Annotated in this window: 18 protein-coding genes; 13 read left to right on the top strand and 5 right to left on the bottom strand. The window is 68.3% G+C overall.

Features of this window, described 5'->3' with window-relative positions; translation table 11 throughout:
* The first annotated feature begins 234 nt into the window (after window positions 1-234).
* Window positions 235-1,317 (top strand): TRAP transporter substrate-binding protein, encoded by a 1,083-nt coding sequence (locus ABDJ40_RS11655; protein ID WP_347609855.1) that lies wholly within the window; start codon window positions 235-237, stop codon window positions 1,315-1,317.
* A gap of 471 nt (window positions 1,318-1,788) precedes the next feature.
* Window positions 1,789-3,087, top strand: a complete 1,299-nt coding sequence (gene aceA, locus ABDJ40_RS11650) for an isocitrate lyase (RefSeq protein WP_430765637.1) — start codon at window positions 1,789-1,791, stop codon at window positions 3,085-3,087.
* 336 nt (window positions 3,088-3,423) lie between these two features.
* Here the strand turns inward: aceA and ABDJ40_RS11645 are convergent, their stop codons facing one another.
* Complete coding sequence (locus tag ABDJ40_RS11645; protein ID WP_347609853.1) at window positions 3,424-4,566, bottom strand: iron-containing alcohol dehydrogenase; 1,143 nt, start codon at window positions 4,564-4,566, stop codon at window positions 3,424-3,426.
* A gap of 137 nt (window positions 4,567-4,703) precedes the next feature.
* On the opposite strand from ABDJ40_RS11645, the gene ABDJ40_RS11640 reads away from it, so the two are divergent.
* A complete protein-coding gene (locus tag ABDJ40_RS11640; RefSeq protein ID WP_347610394.1) occupies window positions 4,704-5,612 on the top strand; it encodes an alpha/beta hydrolase in 909 nt (302 codons plus the stop codon).
* A gap of 14 nt (window positions 5,613-5,626) precedes the next feature.
* Window positions 5,627-6,484: a YbgC/FadM family acyl-CoA thioesterase gene (locus tag ABDJ40_RS11635; RefSeq protein ID WP_347610392.1), complete on the top strand. Its 858-nt coding sequence runs from the start codon at window positions 5,627-5,629 to the stop codon at window positions 6,482-6,484.
* A 21-nt stretch (window positions 6,485-6,505) separates the two neighbouring features.
* On the opposite strand, the gene ABDJ40_RS11630 is transcribed toward ABDJ40_RS11635, so the two are convergent.
* The gene (locus ABDJ40_RS11630; protein ID WP_347609851.1) at window positions 6,506-6,775 is read right to left on the bottom strand and encodes a DUF4936 family protein; all 270 of its coding nucleotides are present in this window, start codon (window positions 6,773-6,775) and stop codon (window positions 6,506-6,508) included.
* Window positions 6,772-7,785 (bottom strand): CAF17-like 4Fe-4S cluster assembly/insertion protein YgfZ, encoded by a 1,014-nt coding sequence (ygfZ, locus tag ABDJ40_RS11625; protein ID WP_347609849.1) that lies wholly within the window; start codon window positions 7,783-7,785, stop codon window positions 6,772-6,774. The genes ABDJ40_RS11630 and ygfZ overlap by 4 nt, the downstream gene beginning before the upstream one ends.
* 99 nt (window positions 7,786-7,884) lie before the next feature.
* On the opposite strand from ygfZ, the gene mltG reads away from it, so the two are divergent.
* From mltG to ABDJ40_RS11585, 8 genes are all read left to right on the top strand, one after another.
* Window positions 7,885-8,880 (top strand): endolytic transglycosylase MltG, encoded by a 996-nt coding sequence (gene mltG / locus ABDJ40_RS11620; protein WP_347609847.1) that lies wholly within the window; start codon window positions 7,885-7,887, stop codon window positions 8,878-8,880.
* A 27-nt stretch (window positions 8,881-8,907) separates the two neighbouring features.
* The gene (gene tmk, locus ABDJ40_RS11615; protein ID WP_269632870.1) at window positions 8,908-9,519 is read left to right on the top strand and encodes a dTMP kinase; all 612 of its coding nucleotides are present in this window, start codon (window positions 8,908-8,910) and stop codon (window positions 9,517-9,519) included.
* Entirely contained in the window at window positions 9,513-10,550 is a 1,038-nt protein-coding gene (locus ABDJ40_RS11610) for a DNA polymerase III subunit delta' (protein WP_347609845.1), read from the top strand. Before tmk ends, ABDJ40_RS11610 begins: the two co-directional genes overlap by 7 nt.
* Window positions 10,551-10,754: 204 nt before the next feature.
* On the top strand, window positions 10,755-11,078 hold the full coding sequence (locus ABDJ40_RS11605) for a PilZ domain-containing protein (protein WP_269632896.1): 324 nt from the start codon (window positions 10,755-10,757) through the stop codon (window positions 11,076-11,078).
* Between the two features lie 114 nt (window positions 11,079-11,192).
* Window positions 11,193-11,972: a TatD family hydrolase gene (locus tag ABDJ40_RS11600; protein ID WP_347609843.1), complete on the top strand. Its 780-nt coding sequence runs from the start codon at window positions 11,193-11,195 to the stop codon at window positions 11,970-11,972.
* Window positions 11,969-12,679 (top strand): ankyrin repeat domain-containing protein, encoded by a 711-nt coding sequence (locus tag ABDJ40_RS11595; protein WP_347609841.1) that lies wholly within the window; start codon window positions 11,969-11,971, stop codon window positions 12,677-12,679. Before ABDJ40_RS11600 ends, ABDJ40_RS11595 begins: the two co-directional genes overlap by 4 nt.
* 156 nt (window positions 12,680-12,835) lie before the next feature.
* Window positions 12,836-13,114 carry a hypothetical protein gene (locus ABDJ40_RS11590; protein ID WP_347609840.1) on the top strand — a complete coding sequence of 93 codons (279 nt, stop codon included), beginning with the start codon at window positions 12,836-12,838 and terminating at the stop codon, window positions 13,112-13,114.
* Between the two features lie 131 nt (window positions 13,115-13,245).
* Window positions 13,246-14,244 (top strand): amino acid ABC transporter substrate-binding protein, encoded by a 999-nt coding sequence (locus ABDJ40_RS11585; protein ID WP_347609839.1) that lies wholly within the window; start codon window positions 13,246-13,248, stop codon window positions 14,242-14,244.
* Window positions 14,245-14,713: 469 nt separating this feature from the next.
* Here the strand turns inward: ABDJ40_RS11585 and ABDJ40_RS11580 are convergent, their stop codons facing one another.
* On the bottom strand, window positions 14,714-16,060 hold the full coding sequence (locus ABDJ40_RS11580) for a sigma-54-dependent transcriptional regulator (protein WP_347609837.1): 1,347 nt from the start codon (window positions 16,058-16,060) through the stop codon (window positions 14,714-14,716).
* 1 nt (window position 16,061) lies between these two features.
* Window positions 16,062-17,972: a sensor histidine kinase gene (locus tag ABDJ40_RS11575; protein WP_347609835.1), complete on the bottom strand. Its 1,911-nt coding sequence runs from the start codon at window positions 17,970-17,972 to the stop codon at window positions 16,062-16,064.
* 378 nt (window positions 17,973-18,350) lie between these two features.
* On the opposite strand from ABDJ40_RS11575, the gene ABDJ40_RS11570 reads away from it, so the two are divergent.
* The coding region (locus ABDJ40_RS11570; RefSeq protein WP_347609833.1) for a branched-chain amino acid ABC transporter permease at window positions 18,351-18,819 on the top strand (469 nt) is incomplete at its 3' end.

Below are 18,819 nucleotides of genomic sequence, written 5' to 3'. Positions count from 1 at the left end.
CGAACAGAGGCCCGCCGCGTGCGGGCCTTTTTTCTGCCGGCATGAGGCAGAAAAGGGGCGGAAATCAGTTTCGTGAAAGCCTCGTTTCAGCCAGTTTTCAGACTGGGCGCGTGACGCACGAAATCGTGCGGCGTTTCACGGGTTTGTACCTGTCAGCACCCAGGAGGGGCACTCCTAGAATCATTTTCAACCTGGGATTTCCCCCGCGTTTGACCACTTTTCTAGGAGTCGTGTATGGAACGTCGTTCCTTCGTGAAGCAGGCTGGCCTGGCAGGTGTTCTGGCAGCCGCTTCGGCACCGGCCATCGTGCATGCGCAAGCGAATATCCGCTGGCGTCTGGCTTCCAGTTTCCCCAAGTCCCTGGACACCATTTTTGGCGCTGCCGATGTCTTCGCGAAGAAGGTTTCGGAGATGACGGGCGGCAAGTTCCAGGTCTCCGTGCACGCCGGCGGCGAGCTGATGCCTCCCTTCGGCGTGGTGGATGGCGTGCAGAACGGTACCGTGGAGATGGCGCACACGGCGCCCTACTATTTCTTCGGCAAGGATGAAACCTTCGCCCTGGGTTGCGCCATTCCCTTCGGCCTGAACAGCCGCCAGATGTCCGCCTGGATGGTGGAGGGCAATGGCCTGAAGCTGATGCGCGAGTTCTATCGCAACTACAACATCATCAACTTCCTGGGCGGCAATACCGGTGCGCAGATGGGCGGGTGGTATCGCAAGGAAATCAAGTCCGTGGCCGACATCAAGGGCATGAAGATGCGCATCGGTGGCTTTGCCGGCCGCGTGCTGGAGCGCATGGGCGGCGTGCCGCAGAACATCCCGGGCGGTGAAATCTATTCGGCGCTGGAAAAGGGCACCATCGACGCCGCCGAGTGGGTCGGTCCCTACGACGACCAGAAACTGGGCTTCAACAAGGTCGCTCCCAACTACTACTACCCCGGCTGGTGGGAAGGCGGCCCGCAGCTGGACTTCTACATCAACACCAAGGCCTATGACGGCCTGAGCGCCGAGTACAAGGCCATCGTCGAATGCGCGGCCGCCCAGGCCCACATCGACATGCAGGCCAAGTACGACGCCAAGAACCCGCAGGCCCTCAAGAGCCTGGTGGGTTCGGGGACCAAGCTGTTCAAGTTCCCGCGCGACGTGATGGACCTGGCCTTCAAGGAATCCATGGCCATCTACAGCGAGCTGTCGGCCAAGAACCCGAACTGGAAGAAGGTCTACGAGGATCTGGCCGCCTTCCGGCGCGACCAGAACCTGTGGTTCCGCTTCGCCGAAGCCGGCTTCGACGACTTCATGCAGGCTCAGAAGCTCTGAGTCCGCCAGCGCCCCGCGGCGCCCGGCCTCTCGCATGCAGCCCCCACGCCACCCGGCCTGGGGGCTTTTTGCTGCCTGCCTCGTTTCGGGTGATGGAAAGGCGGGGCCTGGGAGGTGATCTGTTGCCACAATGTGGAATCAGAAGCCCTGATCGAGCGCTTGATCTCAGGGTTCTGGTGGTCGATCTCTCGTACTGCGAAAGGCGGGAAGGAGAGACCGCAGGCCTGATGCCGAAATTTCACGATACGCAATCAACATTTCAGATCGCAAAAAGAAGGCCTGCTGCGGCGCAGCAGGATTTCTCATCATGGCAAAAATCGTTTTGCGATGCGAAATTTGAAAGATAAGTTGTTGATTTTAAATGAAAAGATTTTTAGTCTTATATAAGACATAAGTCGCCACAAAAGCTGGCCCAGGCCCTAGATTTGAGTCCAACGAGTTCTTCGTTTCACATCTCACCAGGAGCTAAGCATGACGACTCTGACCCGTGAACAGCAAATCGCCGCCCTCGAGAAGGACTGGGCCGAAAACCCCCGTTGGAAGGGCATCAAGCGCGGTTACACCGCCGCCGACGTGGTGCGCCTGCGCGGCTCCCTGAAGATCGAGCACACCCTGGCCCAGCGTGGTGCCGAGAAGCTGTGGAACCTGGTCAACACCGAGCCCTTCATCAATGCCCTGGGCGCCCTGACCGGCAACCAGGCCATGCAGCAGGTCAAGGCCGGCCTGAAGGCTATCTACCTGTCTGGCTGGCAGGTCGCGGGTGATGCCAACAGCAATGGCGAGATGTACCCCGACCAGTCGCTGTACTCGGTTGATTCCGTGCCGAAGGTCGTCAAGCGCATCAACGCGACCTTCAAGCGCGCCGACGAGATCCAGTGGAGCGAAGGCAAGAACGACACCGACTTCTTCGCCCCCATCGTGGCTGACGCCGAAGCCGGTTTCGGCGGCGTGCTGAATGCCTTCGAGCTGATGAAGTCGATGATCGAGGCCGGTGCCGCCGGTGTGCACTTCGAAGACCAGCTGGCTGCCGCCAAGAAGTGCGGTCACATGGGCGGCAAGGTGCTGGTCCCGACCCGCGAAGCCGTGGCCAAGCTGGTCGCCGCCCGTCTGGCCGCCGACGTGATGGGCACGCCGACCGTGCTGCTGGCCCGTACCGACGCCGAGGCCGGTGACCTGGTCACCACCGACGTGGACGACAACGACAAGCCCTTCTGCACCGGCGAGCGCACTGTGGAAGGCTTCTTCCGCACCCGCAACGGCCTGGACCAGGCCATCAGCCGCGGCCTGGCCTACGCTCCCTACGCTGACATGATCTGGTGCGAGACCGGCAAGCCCGACCTGGCCTTCGCCAAGGCCTTCGCGGACGCCATCCATGCCAAGTTCCCCGGCAAGCTGCTGGCCTACAACTGCTCGCCGTCCTTCAACTGGAAGAAGAACCTGGACGACGCCACCATCGCCAAGTTCCAGCGCGAGCTGGGCGCCATGGGCTACAAGTTCCAGTTCATCACGCTGGCCGGCTTCCACAGCCTGAACTACTCGATGTTCGACCTGGCCTATGGCTACGCGCGCAACAACATGAGCGCCTTCGTCGAGCTGCAGGAGAAGGAGTTCGCCGCTGCCGACCGTGGCTTCACCGCCGTCAAGCACCAGCGCGAGGTCGGCACCGGCTACTTCGATGCCGTGACCACCACCATCGAAGCCGAGGCCTCCACCGCTGCACTGAAGGGCTCGACGGAAGACGAGCAGTTCTTCGACAAGAAGCACGGCTGATCGGTCGACCCCAACGGCAGCCCGGCTCGAGCCCGGGCTCCGGGTAGAACATCAGCGTGGACCATCAGCGTGGACCACAAGGCAAGGCCTGACCCCGTAAGGTGTCAGGCCTTTTTTGTGAGCTTGACCCACCGAGGTGCTGCGCGGCTGAGCTGTGGCCACGCCCTGCTGGATGCGGAGCTGGGGGATGGGTGGGCGTGATTGCGCAGGTCAAGGCGCGTGGCCGAAGGCCCGGGGGACACGGAGCCATCGCGCCCACCCGCCCCCGGCGGGCGCTCAGTGTTCGCATGAGACCCGCGAGCAGGGCACCCCATGAGGCCTCCCCGGATCACGCACTCAAGCGCAATCCCGCAGAAGCTCCATGTAATCCTCCGCACTCGCCTCTCGTGGATTCGTCCCATGACAGTGATCCTTCAGCGCCCGCTCGATGATGAGGCCGGCATCCGACACATCCAGCCCCATGTCAGACAGTCGGGTGGGGAGGGCCAGGTCTTGCGTGCGCTGGCGCAGGGCCTCGGCCAGGGCTTCGGGTGCGGCATCCGCCAGGCCCATGGCCTGGGCCATCCGTGCCAGCTTGGCCTCCGCCTGCAGGCTCGGATGGCTGGCATTGAAGCGCAGCACCGCCGGCAGAAAGACCGCATTGAGCGTGCCGTGGTGCGCTTTCGGGTGCAGCCCGCCGATCGCGTGGCTCAGCGAATGAACGCAGCCCAGTCCCTTCTGGAAGGCCATGGCGCCCATGGCGCTGGCGCACATCATCTGCAGGCGCGCGTCGAGGTCATCCCCCTGGCGGACGGCCCGCTCGATGGCCCCCCAGCCCCGGCGCAGGCCCTCCAGCGCGATGCCGTCCGCCACCGGATTGAAGGCCGCGGACATGAAGGTCTCCAGGCAGTGGGCGAGGGCGTCCATGCCCGTCGCGGCCGTCAGGCCTGGGGGCAGGGCCTGGGTGAGGACTGGGTCGCACAGGGCCAGCCGCGGCAGCAGGTGCCAGGAATGGAAGCCCAGCTTGCGGCCGTCGTCCGTGATCAGCAGCGAGCCGCGCGCCACCTCGCTGCCCGTGCCCGCCGTGGTAGGTACAGCGATCAGGGGCAGGGCCTGCGGGCCGATGCGTCCACTTCCACCTTCGATGGTCGCGTAGTGGTGCAGCGGCCCTTCATGCGTGGCCCTCAGGGCCAGGCCCTTGGCCAGGTCGATGCTGGAGCCACCACCGATGGCGATCAGCCCGTCGCAGCCCTCGTCGCGCCAGTGCTGCCAGGCCTCGCGGACCGCCGCCTCGGTCGGGTTGCCCGGCGTGCCGTCATAGAGGGCCAGCGGCCAGCCGCCGAGACCTTCCAGCGCCATGTCCAGTACGCCCGCGGCGCGCACGCCGCGATCGGTGATCACCAGGGGTTTGCGAAAGCCCAGTGCGCGCGCCTCCTCGTCCAGGCGCAGTCGCGCGCCCGCCTCGAGATAGACGGGATTGACGAAGCGGATCAATGCCATGAGCGGTCCTTCCGGTTTTCAAGCCCTTGCCAGCAGCCCCGGGCCGGTCTGCGAAAATGCCCGCCCTGGCCGCCGCGCGATGCGCTGCAGCCTAAGCCCTGGAGTCCTCTTTGAGTAGCACCTTGTTGACACCGCGCATGGCCGCGGTGCTGGAACGCATCCACCGCGCCAACCGGCCGGCCTTCCACAGCCTGACGCCCAAGCAGGCGCGCATCGGCTATCTGATGGGCGCCGAGATCCTGGACCTGCCGCGCGTACCGCTGGCCCGCGTCGAGAACCTGACCGTGCCCGGCGCCGAAGGCCCGCTGCAGGCCCGGCTCTATGCGCCCAGTGATGCCGTCCTGCCCGTGCTGCTGTACTTCCATGGCGGCGGCTTCACCATCGGCAGTCTCGAGACGCATGACAGCCTGTGCCGGCAGCTGGCCCTGCGCAGCGGCTGTGCCGTGATCGCGCTGGACTACCGCCTGGCACCCGAGCACAAGTTTCCCGCGGCCGTCGACGACTGCTGGGCCGCCATGAAGTGGCTGCCCGGCGGCGCCTCGGCCCTCGGCCTGGATGGCAGCCGGCTGGCGGTCGGTGGAGACAGCGCGGGCGGCACCCTGGCCGCCGTCTGTGCCCTGCATGCGCGCGACCTTGGCCAGCCGCTGGCCCTGCAGCTGCTGATCACGCCGGGCACCACGGCCCATGCGGACACGGCCTCGCACAAGTTCTTCTCTCAGGGCTTCCTGCTGGATGCCTCGTCCATCCAGTGGTTCTTCGACCACTACATCGAGCATCACCATCGCAAGGACTGGCGCTTTGCGCCGCTGGAGGCCCCGGACCATGCCGGGCTAGCGCCCGCCGCGCTGATCCTGGCCGAATGCGATCCGCTGGTGGACGAAGGCCTGGCCTACGGCGACCTGCTGCGCAGCCAGGGCGTGGCGGTGCAGTTGGAGCTCTACCGCGGCGTCACCCACGATTTCATCAAGATGGGCCGTACCATCCCCGAAGCCCTGCAGGCCCTGGACGCCTGCGCCGAGGCCCTCAAGGAGGCCCTGAAGCCATGACCCACGTGACCGACATGTCCCGACAGGACTTCCGCTGCCTGGAACGCCTGCGCGTGCGCTGGGCCGAAATCGACGCGCAGCAGATCGTCTTCAACGCCCACTACCTGGGCTATTTCGACACCGCCGTGGGCGCCTACTGGCGTGCGCTGGCCTTGCCCTATGCCGACACCATGAAGGCGCTGGGCGGCGACCTCTTCGTGCGCAAGTCCACCGTCGAGTACCTGGGCTCCGCCCACTATGACGACCTGCTGGACATCGGCGTGCGCTGCGCCCGCGTGGGCACCACCTCGCTGACCGTGCAGTGCGCCGTCTTCCGGGGCGACGAGCTGCTGGTGCATGGCGAGCTGGTCTATGTCTTTGCCGACGCCAGCACGCAGCGCCCGCTGCCCGTGCCTCAGGCCCTGCGCGACACGCTGCTGGGCTTCGAGGCCGGCGAGCCCATGGTCAGCGTCCGCGTGGGCGACTGGGACCTGCTCGGCGAGCACGCCGGTGCCATCCGCCAGGCGGTCTTCGTGCAGGAACAGAAGATCCCGGCCGAGATGGAGTGGGACGCTGCCGATGCCAGCTGCGTGCACGCGGTGGCCTACAACCGCCTGGGCGTGCCCCTGGCCACGGGGCGCCTGCTGGAACATGTGCCGGGCGTGGCCAAGATCGGCCGCATGGCGGTGATGCGCAGCATGCGCGGCGCCCGCATCGGCCGCGAGGTGCTGGAGGCGCTCATGCAGGCCGCGCGCGAGCGTGGCGAGCGCGAGGTGCTGCTGCATGCGCAGCTCTCGGCGGCCAGCTTCTACATGCGCGCCGGCTTCCTGCAGCGCGGGCCGCTGTTCGAGGAAGCGGGCATCCAGCACGTGGAGATGGTGCGCGGGCTCTGAACCCGCATCCGCGGCCGGCGCTCAGACCGGCACGAACTGCTCCAGGTGCCGCGGTCCCTGGATGAAGGGGGCGAGTGCGGCGGCCAGGGCGGGCTCGGTCTGCGCGCCGGTGTCAGCGGCGTGAATCTCCATCCAGGTCTGCAAGGCGCCCGCGCCCGCGTCCAGGCGGCGCATCAGGCGTACGCTGCCCGCGGGCACGGCCTGCGCGAAGGCCTGCAGCGCCGCCGCTGCATCCGCCTCATTCACGCGGTAGTAGACGAAGCGCTCGACGCCCGGGCGTTCCTGGCTCATTGCGGCTCCGTGATCTCGTAGGGCAGGGCCTGCTGCGTCAGCGCCGGGCCCTGGGCCGAGCCCAGGTGCAGGCTGCCGGACTGCAGGGCCGCCAGCTTGGTCTCCACCAGCAGCAGGCTGCCCGCGCCCTGGGCCGCCACACCGGCGACCAGACCGGCGGGCTGCTCCGGGTCCTCGCTGTGGAAGACCTCCTGTCCGACCTGCGCCGGGGCAGGGCAGGCAAAGGCGAAGGTCCGCCGCTTGATGGTGCCGCGGTACTGGCTGCGGGCCACGACTTCCTGGCCCGGGTAGCAGCCCTTCTGGAAGTTGACGCCCCCCAGCAGCTCCAGGTTCAGCATCTGCGGCACGAACTGCTCGACGGTCGGGCTGCGCACCCAGGCCAGGCCGGAGGCGATGTCCAGCGCGGCCCAGTCGGAAGGCCCAAGGGCCGGCAGCTCAGGCCGCGCCGCGTCAGCCGGGAGCAGCACCAGATAGCGCGCCACGGTGCCGCCCTGCGTGCCGGCATCCGGCAGGCGGGCGCCCCAGGCCTGGCGACCATCCGGCAGTGCCTTGCCGAGGGTGGACCAGGGCGCCTCGCTGCCATCAGCACCCAGCCACTGCTGCGCTGTGCGGCCGGCCATGCCCCACACGACCCAGCCGCCAGGCTGGCCGGCGCTGGCATCGCTGAGCTTGCACTTGGCGCGCATCACGAACATGGCGAGGCGCTTCTGGGTCTGCGGCAGCAGCTCGGCGGGCAGGGCCAGCAGCACGGCGTCGGTGGCCGGCTTGAAGGCCACCATCGTGGCCAGCAGGCGGCCCTTGGCCGAGCAGTAGCCTGCCAGGCGGGCCTGCTCGGGCTTCTGGAGGGCCAGGTCTTGCGTCAGCTGGCTGTGCAGGAACTTGGCGGCTTCCTCGCCCTGGGCGGCAATGACGCCCCAGTCGTCCAGAGGGACGGCGCCGTCGATCGGGCCGGTCAGTGAGGGGCGGGGCAGGGCGGTGGTGGCGGTGGTGCTGGGCGATGCTTGGCTCATGGGCGAATTATGATTTGCCCGGCCTGCCCCTGGGCGCAGCAAGGTTGAGCCTTGCCAAGCTCGCCTGCATTGTTCTGTCGCCCGGATACCGACGCCTGCATGTTCAAGTTCCTTCGCACTGTGTTCCTTCTGCTCCTGCTCGCGGCGCTCGCGCTGGCGGGGGCTGCCTGGTGGTGGCTGCAGCGGCCGCTGACGCTCGATGCGCCCACGGTGGAGCTGTCCATCGAGCCCGGCGCTTCGCCGCGCGAAGTGGCCGGGGCCTGGGTGCTGGCAGGCGTCCAGGAGGATGCGCGGCTGCTGTACCACTGGTTCCGCTGGTCCGGTCAGGCGCGCCAGATCCGTGCCGGCAGCTACGAGATCCACCAGGGCATCACCCCCCGCGGCCTGCTGGACAAGATGGTCCGCGGTGAAGAGGTGATGGAGCAGGTGCGCCTGATCGAAGGCTGGACCTGGCGCCAGTTCCGCGCCGCCCTGGCCAAGGCACCCGCGCTCAAGCAGACCCTGCAGGACCAGGACGACGCCACTGTGATGAGCCGCCTGGGCCTGCCCGGCATCTCGCCCGAGGGGCGCTTCTATCCCGATACCTATGCCTACAGCCGTGGCGTCAGCGATCTCACGGTGCTCAAGCGGGCGCACCAGGCCATGCAGCGCAAGCTGGAGGCCGCCTGGGCCGCACGCGCCCAGGGCCTGCCGCTCAAGAGCGCCGAGGAGGCCCTGATCCTGGCCTCCATCGTGGAAAAGGAGACGGGGGCCGCGGCCGACCGCCCCATGGTGGCCTCGGTGTTCGTGAATCGCTTGCGCATCGGCATGCCACTGCAGACGGACCCGACGGTCATCTACGGCCTGGGCAGCGCCTTCGATGGCAACCTGCGCAAGCGCGATTTGCTGACGGACACACCCTACAACACCTACACGCGCGGCGGCCTGCCGCCCACGCCCATCGCCATGCCCGGCGTGGCCGCGCTGCAGGCGACACTGCACCCGGCGCCCAGCAAGGCCCTGTACTTCGTGGCACGGGGCGACGGCAGCAGCGTCTTCTCCGACGACCTGGCCGCGCATAATCGCGCCGTCAATCAATACCAGCGTGGCCGCTGAGCCCGCGCCTTCCAGGATCCAACAAGCGTGAGCGGCCGATTCATTTCCTTCGAAGGCATCGACGGGGCGGGCAAGTCCACCCACATCGCTGCTGTCAGCGAACGCCTGCGCCAGGCCGGCGCCGAGGTGCTCAACACCCGCGAGCCGGGCGGCACGCCTCTGGCCGAGCGCCTGCGCGAGCTGGTCCTGCATGAGCCCATGGATGTGCTGACCGAGGCTCTGCTGGTCTTCGCGGGGCGGCGTGACCATGTGCGCCAGGTCATCGAGCCCGCCCTGGCCGCCGGCCGCACCGTGGTCTGCGACCGCTTCACCGATGCCAGCTTCGCCTACCAGGGCGGTGGCAACGGCCTGTCGCTGCCGGTGCTCGAACAGCTGGAGGCCTGGGTCACCGAAGGCCGCCAGCCGGACCTGACGATCTGGTTCGACCTCCCGCCAGCGACGGCCGCCGCACGACGCGCCGCGGCCCGCGAGGCCGACCGCTTCGAGCAGCAGGACCTGCACTTCTTCGAACGCGTGCGCGCCGGCTATGCCGCACGGGCCGCGGCCGCTCCGCAGCGTTTCGCCCGCATCGACGCCAGCGGCGACGTCGCCAGCGTGGCGGCCCAGATCGTGGCCGTGCTGGAGCAGCGAGGATGGTGAGCATCAAGGAAGACGGCGCCTTGCCGCTGCCCTGGCTGGGCGCCCCGCTGAGCCATGCCCTGCAGCAGGCGCGTTCACATGCCTTGCTGGTGCAAGGTCCCGAGGGCGTGGGGCAGCTGGAGATGGCCCTGGCCCTGGCGCAGTCCTGGCTGTGCGAATCGCCCCATGCCACGGGCCTGGCTTGCGGGCGCTGTGCCAGCTGCCATCTGTTCCAGTCGCGCTCGCATCCCGACTTCCTGCTGCTGGTGCCGGATGCCCTGCGCGAGGCCCTGGGCCTCGAGGCCGACGAGGGCGAAGGCAGCAAGGACGGTGAAGGCAAGGCCAGCAAGAGCAAGCCCAGCCGCGAGATCAAGGTCGACGCTGTCCGCGCCATGCTCGGCTTCGCCCAGGTCACGGCGGCCCGCGGGCGGGCCAAGGTGGTGGTGCTGTTTCCCGCCGAAAGCCTCAACACGGTCGCGGCCAATGCCCTGCTGAAGACCCTGGAAGAGCCTGCCGGCCTGCTGCGCTTCGTGCTGGCGAGCACGGCGCCGGAGAGCCTGCTGCCCACCATCCGCAGCCGCTGCCAGCCCGTGCCCTTGGGCCTGCCCCCGCGCGAGCAGGCCCTGGCCTGGCTGGCCGAGCGTGGCGTGGCCTCGCCCGAGGTCCTGCTTGATGCTTGCGGCGGTCGCCCGCAGCAGGCGCTGCAGTGGTCCGAGGACGGCGTGGCGGCCAAGAGCTGGCTGGAGCTGCCGCGGCGCATCGCCCGCAATGAATCCGCGGCGTTGGCGGACTGGCCGGTGCCGCGTGCCATCGAGGCCCTGCAGCGTCTGGCCACCGATCTGATCCGGACGGCGCATGGCGCACCGCCGGCCTACTTTCCCCGCGAGTCCCTGCCTGCGCCGCGCAATCCGGAGGCCATGCAGGAATGGGCGCGTGTGCTCAAGGACGCCGCCCGGCATGCCGAACATCCGCTCAACGCGCCGCTGCTGCTGGAGTCGCTGGTGGGGCAGGGGCAGCGGCTGATGCGGGTGTCGGTGCGCAAGGAGGCCTGAGGGCGCCCTGCGCACCGCTGAGGCCAGGGCCCGGCAGCCGGTTTGCCGAGATGTCCCTTCAATTGCTCACAGATCCATCGACCGCGGTCCGTCACCGCGCCTGAGGCATTCGTTACACTTGTCCGCATGAGTGACATCCCCGCCAAGTCCCAGGCCGCAGCCCTGGCTGCCGCGCAGCCCGGTGGGGGCGCCCGCCCCAGCATGATGCAGCTGGTCTTCAAGGAGAAGGGCGCTCTGTATGCGGCCTACATCCCGGCCTTCGCCGACGGCGGGCTTTTCGTGCCCACGCCGCGCGAATACAAGCTGGGCGAAGACATCTATCTGATCCTCACCCTGCCAGACGATCCGCAGCGCTACCCCATTGCCGGCAAGGTGGCCTGGATCACGCCGGCCAACGCCTCGGGCGGCCGCACCCAGGGTGTGGGCGTCAAGTTCCCTGGCGACGAAAAGACCCGCCTGATCCGCCTGAAGATCGAGGAGATCCTGGGCACGGCCATCTCCTCCACGAAGCCAACGCAGACGCTCTGAGCCGGCCTCGCCAGGAGCCGCCGCCGCCGCGGGCTGCGGCAGGATGTGCATCCTGCGGGCTCCTCGGGGCATGCCAGGCCCGGCGCGGTGCCAGGCGCCATCCATCGCAATGCCATGTTCATCGATTCCCACTGTCATCTGAGCTTTCCGGAGCTCAGCGCCCAGCTGCCAGACATCCTCGCGGCCATGCAGGCGGCGCAGGTCCGCCAGGCCCTGACCATCTGCACGACCATGGAGGAGTTCCCCAGCGTGCTTGCGCTGGCGCAGGCCCATGCTCAGCTCTTTGCGAGCGTGGGCGTGCACCCCGACAACGAAGACATCCATGAGCCCAGCGAGGATGAGCTCGTGGCTGCCAGCCAGCACGAGAAGGTGCTGGCCATCGGCGAGACCGGCCTGGACTATTACCGCCTCAACGGTCGCAGCCTGGACGACATGGAGTGGCAGCGCGAGCGCTTCCGCACCCACATCCGCGCAGCACGCCGGGCCGGCAAGCCGATGGTGATCCACACCCGCTCCAGCGCTGCTGACACCCTGCGCCTCCTCAACGAAGAAGGCGGCGAGCAGGCGGGCGGCGTCTTCCATTGCTTCACCGAAAGCCTGGACGTGGCCAAGGCCGCGGTGGACAGGGGCTACTACATCTCCTTCTCCGGCATCCTCACCTTCAAGAACGCGGGCGATCTGCGCGAGGTGGCCGCGGCCCTGCCGTTGGACCACCTGCTGATCGAGACCGACAGCCCCTACCTGGCGCCCGTGCCCTACCGCGGCAAGACCAACAGCCCCGCTTACGTGCCCCATGTGGCCGCGCAGCTGGCTGCCATCAAGGGTCTCAGCGTGGAGGCCGTGGCCGAGGCCACGACGGCCAACACGCGCCGCCTCTTCCGCATGCCGGCATGAGCAAGGCAGGGCGCTGGCTGCTGACGGTCACCCTGGCTTCAGGCCTGATGGGGACGTTGGCGGCGGCCGCCGAGCCGCCGGCGCTACCGGCACGCGTGTCCGTCTTCCGTGCCGCGACGGACGAGGAGTTCCGGGACCTGATGCTGGCGGCCGCCCGGGACCAGCCCAGCTTCGTGATGAAGCTGCTGCTGGCCGGCGTGGACCCCAACCAGGCCGATGCGCAGGGCAACACGCCCCTGCACAAGGCCATCATGGAGGAGTCCGAGCGGGTGGTGAAGCTGCTCCTCGACCATCCCCAGACGGACGTCAATGCCCTGAACCAGGCCGGTGAGACGCCCGTGATGCTGGCCGCCCTTCGCGGCCGCCTGCCCTGGGTGCAGGCCCTGGTGCAGCGCGGGGCGCTGATCAACGAGGCTGGCTTCACGGCCCTGCATTACGCCTGCAGCGGGCCGGACAACGGCGTCAGCGCCTGGCTGGTCACGCAGGGTGCGGAGCTCGATGCCCGCTCGCCCAATGGCAGCACGCCGCTGATGATGGCCGCCGGCTACGGCTCGCCCGACAGCGTGGACATCCTGCTGCAGGCCGGCGCCGATGCCCGCCTGGTCAATGACAAGGGCCTGAGCGCACTGGACTTCGCGCGGCAGTCCGGCCGGCCGGAGCTGGTGCGGCGCCTTCAGGTGGCCCTGCAGCCGCCGAATCCCTACTGAGCCGGGCGAGGGGAGCGCCGGGACGGCCGGTCCCGCACCTGACAGCCACGTCAGGTTTTTTCCGACACGCGCTTTGTCCGGTGCCCGACTGGGCCGAGGCGGCGGCTTTGCCTACAGTGGACCCATCACAAGGCGCCACGCCTGCAGGAGACCCTGATGTCCACCCGCCCGACCCCTTTCAGTGCCAATCCCTTCGCCATGCTGCTGGACCCCGAGCAGTACGCCCGCGAGGCGGCCCACTCCGACCGCCTGAACCGCCTGCGCAGCCGCATCTACCGGCCGCTGGACAAGCCCCTGATCCCCAAGGCTGTCAGTGCCGATCAGGCCGCCTTCGACCGCCTGGTCGACAGCAGCCGTGTCGCGCCTGAGGACTTCCTGGATGACGAAGGCATCGACGCGGGCATGCAGTCCGTGTCGGTCGAGTCCAGCCACTGAGCCGCTTGGCAAGCCCCGCAGATACTGGGGCTTGCACGCTTGCGGCGAGGGCGGCATCGCGCACAATGCGGCCGGTCCCCGTCATGGCCAGCGTTGCGCTGCCCGGGAGGGCTGTTTCTCTGCTGTGCCGCATGTCCCGTCTCCCTGGCCCCCACACTGTCCTGAACCGCCAGCGCCGATTGCTCGGCGCGGCCGGCCTGCTGGCCCTGGGGCTGCCCGCCTGGGCCCTGCCGCAGGGCGGCGGCAACGCCGCAGCGCCCCCGCCGCAGACCGCGACGCCGGTGCGCATCGAGGCCTCGCGCACGCTCACCCGCATCCGTGACACCGGCGTGATCGTGATGGGCTACCGGCCCGCCTCCCTGCCGTTCTCCTACCTGGACGGGCGCCTGAAGCCGGTGGGCTACTCGGTCGAGCTGTGCGAGCGGGTGATTGACGCCATCCGCGAACAGCTGCAGTTGCCGGACCTGGAGGTCAAGCAGATCGCCGTCAACTCGGCCACCCGCATGCCCCTGGTCGCCAATGGCACGCTGGACCTGGAGTGCGGCATCACCACCCACACGGCCGAGCGCGCACGCAGCCAGTCTTTCTCGACGACCACCTATGTGGCGGAAAGCCGCCTGTTGTCTCGCCGCAGCCAGCTGATGCGCACCGTCGAGGACCTGCGCGGCCTGACCGTGGCCTCGACCATTGGCACGACCAGCCTTCAGTACATGCACCAGCTCAATGTGCAGAAGGGCCTGGGCTTCCGCATCCTCGTGGGCCAGGACGATCAGGAGTCTTTCCGCCTGCTGCAGACCGGCCGCGCCGTGGCCTATGCCATGGACGACGTGCTGCTGCGCAGCCTGATCGCCCAGGTGCGCGATCCCCAGGAGTACTTCATCGCCGAGCAGGCGCTGTCGGTGGAGCCCTATGCCATCGGCCTGCCGGCCAACGATCCGGCCTTCAAGCGCCTCGTCGACGGCGTCATCATGAGCCTCTACCGCAGCGGCGAGATCCACGCGATCTACCAGCGCTGGTTCCAGAGCCCCATTCCCCCGCGCAACCTGAACCTGCAGCTGCCGATGGGTGAGGCGTTCAAGCGGGTGATCGCGAAGCCGACGGATTCGTCGGATCCGGGGGCCTACCGCTGAGCGAAGCCGTGCGCCCGCACCCCGCATCACGAAACAAAGGCCGGCCGGTTCCCGATTGGCTTTGGGCCTTGGTGGGGCTGGTCGTGATCGCGCTGTCCTTGCCTCTGGCCATCAGCATCTTTTCCAGCGGTGAGCTGATGCACGTCTGCCCGGGCCGGACGCCTCGCACCCTCCCGCTGGACCAAAGGGACTGGCAGCTGTTGTCAGGCGTGGCAGCCTAGCTCGCTGCCTGTGGCTGGTCCGCCATTGCCTGTGCGGGCGCTCTCCTGATCATTCGCCCCATCCGGCTGTGGGCTCGCTGGCCGGCACTGCTGGGGGACGGTTCTGGTGGGCCTCGCCCTGTGGCGGGTGTGCCACCCGCAGCCCTGGTCCCGATGCCCTGAAAGGCTGCGGCTCTGCGCCCGGGAAGGCCCGGGAAGGCCCGGGGAGTGGCCTGCGTGGCCATCACAGGCGTTGCGGGGGCTCGCGTTCAACTGGCGCTGCGGAACCGCTCCAGCTCGATCCCATGCCGATGCAGCTTGTCATAGAGCGTCTTCTTGGGCGTCCCCAGCAGCTCCATCACCGCGGGGATCTTGCCGTGGCAGCGGCGCAGAGCCTGCTCGATCAGGGTCTTCTCGATCAGGTCCATCTGCTTGGCCAGCGTCAGCGGGGTGGGCTCGATCAGCTGGGCCTCGTTGCCGCCGGTCAGGCCCAGCACGAAACGGTCGGCGGCGTTGCGGATCTCGCGCACATTGCCGGGCCAGTCGTGGGACATCAGCTCGCGCAGGCGCTGCGGGTCCAGCTCCGGCGCGGGGCGCTCGTAGCGGGCCGCGGCCTGGGCGATGAAGTGCTGGAAGAGCAGGGGGATGTCCTCGCGGCGCTCGCGCAGGGGCGGCAGCGTGAGGGTGGCCACGTTGAGGCGGTAGTAGAGGTCGCCCCGGAACTGCTGGGCCTCGCTCATGGCCTTGAGGTCGGCCTTGGTGGCGGCGATCACGCGGACGTTGATGGGCACCTCCTCGTTGGAGCCCAGGCGTTCCAGGCGGCGTTCCTGCAGCACTCGCAGCAGCTTGATCTGCAGAGGCACGGGCATGGTCTCGATCTCGTCCAGCAGCAGGGTGCCGCCATTGGCGAATTCCAGCTTGCCCACGCGGCGCTTGGCGGCCGAGGTGAAGGCGCCGGGCTCATGGCCAAAAAGCTCGCTCTCGAAGAGGTTCTCGGGCAGGCCGCCGCAGTTGATGGCCACGAAATGCCGGTCGCGGCGCTTGCTCTGGTCATGCAGGCAGCGGGCCACCAGCTCCTTGCCGGTGCCCGTCTCGCCCAGGATCATCACGTCGGCCGAGGTGTCGGCCAGGTTGAGGATCTGCTTGCGCACCTGCTGCATGGCGCCGGACTGCCCCAGCAGCACGGCCTCGATGCCATTGGCGCGTTGCAGCTGCGAGCGCAGTTCGTCGACAGCGTTGCGCAGCATGCGCTTGTCGAGCGCGCGCAGGGCGGTCTCGACGAAACGCTCGGGCGCGAAGGGTTTCTCGATGAAGTCGTAGGCGCCGATGCGCATGGCCTGCACCGCCATGGCGACGTCCCCGTGCGCGGTGATCAGCACCACGGGAATGCTGGGGTCCACGTTCATCACGTGCTCCAGCAGGCGCATGCCGTCCATGCCGGGCAGGCGGACGTCACTCATCACCACGATCTGAGCGCCGGGCACGATCTCGGGCAGCGCCTCCTCGGCGGTGCCGCAGGCCTGGACCTCCAGCCCGGCCAGTTCCAGCGATTGCGACAGACTCAGCCGGACCGGCGGGTCGTCCTCGACGAAGAGAACCTTGTATCCCTCAAACATGTCATTCCCAGGCCAGATCAAACTCGAAACACATGCCGCCGGCCTCCGCGTGCGGCATGTCCTCGGGCGGTACAGCCCTGAGCGTACCGCCGAATTCATGGACGATCTTCGACGAGATCACCAGCCCCAGCCCCAGGCCCTGGCCCGCGGGCTTGGTGGTGAAGAAGGGCTCGAACAGGCGCGGCACCAGGGCAGGGTCCAGCCCTTTGCCGTTGTCGCGCACCTGCACGCGCACGCGCTCGCCGTCGAGCCGCGCGCTGATCAGCAGCCGCCGGGGCGAGACCTCGTCCATCGCATCGATGGCATTGCCCACCAGGTTCACCAGCACCTGCTCCAGGCGGTTGGCGTCCGCCTTGACCCGCAGGTTCTCCGGCAGGGTCAGGTCTTGCCTGACCTCGACCTGGGCCGCGCGCAGCCGGTGCTCCAGCAGCAGCAGCACGTTGGCGATGGCGGTCTGCAGCACGGCCGGCTCGGCGGCGTTCTCGGCCTTGCGGGCGAAGCTCTTGAGCTGGCGGGTGATGGCTGCCATGCGCTCCACCACGCTGTCGATGGCCTTGAGATTCTCGGCCACGGTCTGGGTGCGGCCGGCCTCCAGGAAGCGCAGGGTGTTGGCTGACAAGGCGCGCAGGGCCGTCAGCGGCTGGTTGAGCTCATGCGAGATGCCGGCGGACATCTGCCCCAGCACGGCCAGCTTGCCCGCCTGCACCAGCTCGGTCTCGGCCTGCAGGGTCTGGGCGATCTGGCGCTTGAGCTCCTCGTTGGTGGCACGCAGCTCGCGGGTGCGGTGGTCCACCAGGCGTTCCAGCTCGCCGTGGGCCTTCTGGAGGGCAGTCTGGGCCTGGAAGACCTGGCGCAGGGCGCGGCGGCGCGAGGCCAGGTAGAGGCTCATCAGGCCCACACTGGCGCCGAAAGCGCCACCGCCCCAGGTGGCGTAATGTGCCTGGCGCCAGACCTCGGCCGGGTCGGACAGGGTGACCAGGCGCACCCCCAGCGGCGCCGCTGCGCGCTGCTGGGCCAGCAGCAGGCCGCCCTCGCGCAGACCCTTGGCGGCGGGCACGGCGACCAGCAGGGCGTCCTGCTTCTCCATGCCTTCGGTGTCCACCCCCATGCCCTGCAGATCGGCGCCGGGGTAACGGCCCGAGGCCAGCAGTGCGGCGCGCACCTCGGGCGTCACATGGCCGAGGATGCGGTACTTCCACTCGGGCACGGAGGACATGATCAGCACGTCGTTGTCGTCCACCACCAGCAGCTTCTCGCCGTGCGAGCGCAGGCCCAGGTCCACCCAGGTGGCCTCCAGCGGTGCGAGGTTGAGACGCACCACCACGGCGGCCTGAAGTTGCCGCTGGCGCCGCACCAGGTGCAGCATGAAGTACTCGGTGCTGCCATTGCCCTCGTTGACGGCGAAGAAGTGCTGGGCCTGGGCCTGCAGGGCGTCGCGCAGGCGGGCCTGCTCGCCGGCGCTCAAGGGGTTGTTGCCGGTATTGCTGGCCTGGCTGCTGGCCAGCACATTGCCCTGGGCGTCCACCAGGTAGGAGGCGCTGGCGCCCGCGCGCACGGTGATGCGTGCCAGCTTCAGGTCGGCACGGCGGCGCAGGGTGGTGTCCTGGGGCTGGGCGATCAGGGCCTGCACCTCCTCGTCGATGGCGATCAGGTTGGGCAGGTAGTCGTGGCGCGCCAGCTCGGCCTCCAGCGCAGCGGTGTAGAGCTCCAGCCGCTCGCTGGCCACGGCGGCCAGCTGCGCCATGCCGGCGTTCTCGCTCAGGCGCTGGCCCAGCAGCATGCCCAGGGCCACCAGGCCCAGGGTCAGCCAGACATGGGCATTGGGCTTGCGCAGGCGTGCGGCCCAACGCCGCCACCAGGGGCGGGTATCGGGCGGGGGCAGGGCTTGCAGCAGGGCAGGGGGCGCGCTCATCAGGTGGCGTAGTGTGCCCAATCGCTGGCGGGGTGTCGCGCCTGCGCCCCGCGTCATGCCGCCCCTGCTGCGGGCTGGGGTCGGCCCGTCTGGCGCCCCGCGTGTGGATTTCCGCACAGGGGCTTGGCAGGCTGGGCGGAATTCCGCCCAGTTACGACGGTGTGACGAACGACACCTTTCTACACAGGCAAGACTTGACCCCCGACAAAGCAGCGCCGGACTGCGACTGGTCTTCGAAACAAAGGGTAAACACCAAGAATCCCGATCTGGCGATCCTGGTGTTTACCCGGAATTTCTGCGACATGGCACGGCTCGTGCAGTAACTGTGCCCAGTGGGGCGGCCGTTTCGCCCGGCAAAAAAGCAAAGGAAGACCTGTTATGGAGACTTTTCTGCAACAGATCATCAATGGCCTGGTGCTCGGGAGCATGTATGCGCTCGTGGCACTGGGCTACACGATGGTCTACGGCATCATCAACCTCATCAATTTCGCCCATGGCGAGATCCTGATGGCCGGTGCACTCACCAGCTGGACGGTCGTCACGCTGCTGGCTGACGCCGGCCTGCCGGGCTGGGCGCTGATGGTGATTGCGCTGATGTGCGCGGTGGCCGTGTGCACCTTCCTGAACTTTGCGATCGAGAAGATCGCCTACCGCCCGCTGCGCAACGCGCCGCGCCTGGCGCCGCTGATCACGGCGATGGGCATGTCGCTGCTGCTGCAGACGCTGGCGATGATTGTGTGGAAGCCGAACCCGAAGCCCTTCCCGCTGCTGCTGCCCACCGAGCCCTTCAACCTGGGCGGCCCGGTGATCACGGTGACGCAGGTGCTGATCCTGGTGCTGACGGTGG

It is taken from the genome of Roseateles flavus, assembly GCF_039872765.1.
Classification (GTDB): Bacteria; Pseudomonadota; Gammaproteobacteria; order Burkholderiales; family Burkholderiaceae_C; genus Roseateles_B; species Roseateles_B flavus.
Note: the sequence above shows the minus strand (reverse complement) of the source record. Positions and strands in the feature narration are given on the sequence as shown.

Excerpts from the sequence above, each read along its gene's own strand:
- ABDJ40_RS11655 (WP_347609855.1), top strand. The coding sequence starts at position 235 with ATGGAACGTCGTTCCTTCGTGAAGCAGGCTGGCCTGGCAGGTGTTCTG.
- aceA (WP_430765637.1), top strand. The coding sequence starts at position 1,789 with ATGACGACTCTGACCCGTGAACAGCAAATCGCCGCCCTCGAGAAGGAC.
- ABDJ40_RS11645 (WP_347609853.1), bottom strand. The coding sequence starts at position 4,566 with ATGGCATTGATCCGCTTCGTCAATCCCGTCTATCTCGAGGCGGGCGCG.
- ABDJ40_RS11640 (WP_347610394.1), top strand. The coding sequence starts at position 4,704 with ATGGCCGCGGTGCTGGAACGCATCCACCGCGCCAACCGGCCGGCCTTC.
- ABDJ40_RS11635 (WP_347610392.1), top strand. The coding sequence starts at position 5,627 with ATGTCCCGACAGGACTTCCGCTGCCTGGAACGCCTGCGCGTGCGCTGG.
- ABDJ40_RS11630 (WP_347609851.1), bottom strand. The coding sequence starts at position 6,775 with ATGAGCCAGGAACGCCCGGGCGTCGAGCGCTTCGTCTACTACCGCGTG.
- ygfZ (WP_347609849.1), bottom strand. The coding sequence starts at position 7,785 with ATGAGCCAAGCATCGCCCAGCACCACCGCCACCACCGCCCTGCCCCGC.
- mltG (WP_347609847.1), top strand. The coding sequence starts at position 7,885 with ATGTTCAAGTTCCTTCGCACTGTGTTCCTTCTGCTCCTGCTCGCGGCG.
- ABDJ40_RS11610 (WP_347609845.1), top strand. The coding sequence starts at position 9,513 with ATGGTGAGCATCAAGGAAGACGGCGCCTTGCCGCTGCCCTGGCTGGGC.
- ABDJ40_RS11605 (WP_269632896.1), top strand. The coding sequence starts at position 10,755 with ATGCAGCTGGTCTTCAAGGAGAAGGGCGCTCTGTATGCGGCCTACATC.
- ABDJ40_RS11600 (WP_347609843.1), top strand. The coding sequence starts at position 11,193 with ATGTTCATCGATTCCCACTGTCATCTGAGCTTTCCGGAGCTCAGCGCC.
- ABDJ40_RS11595 (WP_347609841.1), top strand. The coding sequence starts at position 11,969 with ATGAGCAAGGCAGGGCGCTGGCTGCTGACGGTCACCCTGGCTTCAGGC.
- ABDJ40_RS11590 (WP_347609840.1), top strand. The coding sequence starts at position 12,836 with ATGTCCACCCGCCCGACCCCTTTCAGTGCCAATCCCTTCGCCATGCTG.
- ABDJ40_RS11585 (WP_347609839.1), top strand. The coding sequence starts at position 13,246 with ATGTCCCGTCTCCCTGGCCCCCACACTGTCCTGAACCGCCAGCGCCGA.
- ABDJ40_RS11580 (WP_347609837.1), bottom strand. The coding sequence starts at position 16,060 with ATGTTTGAGGGATACAAGGTTCTCTTCGTCGAGGACGACCCGCCGGTC.
- ABDJ40_RS11575 (WP_347609835.1), bottom strand. The coding sequence starts at position 17,972 with ATGAGCGCGCCCCCTGCCCTGCTGCAAGCCCTGCCCCCGCCCGATACC.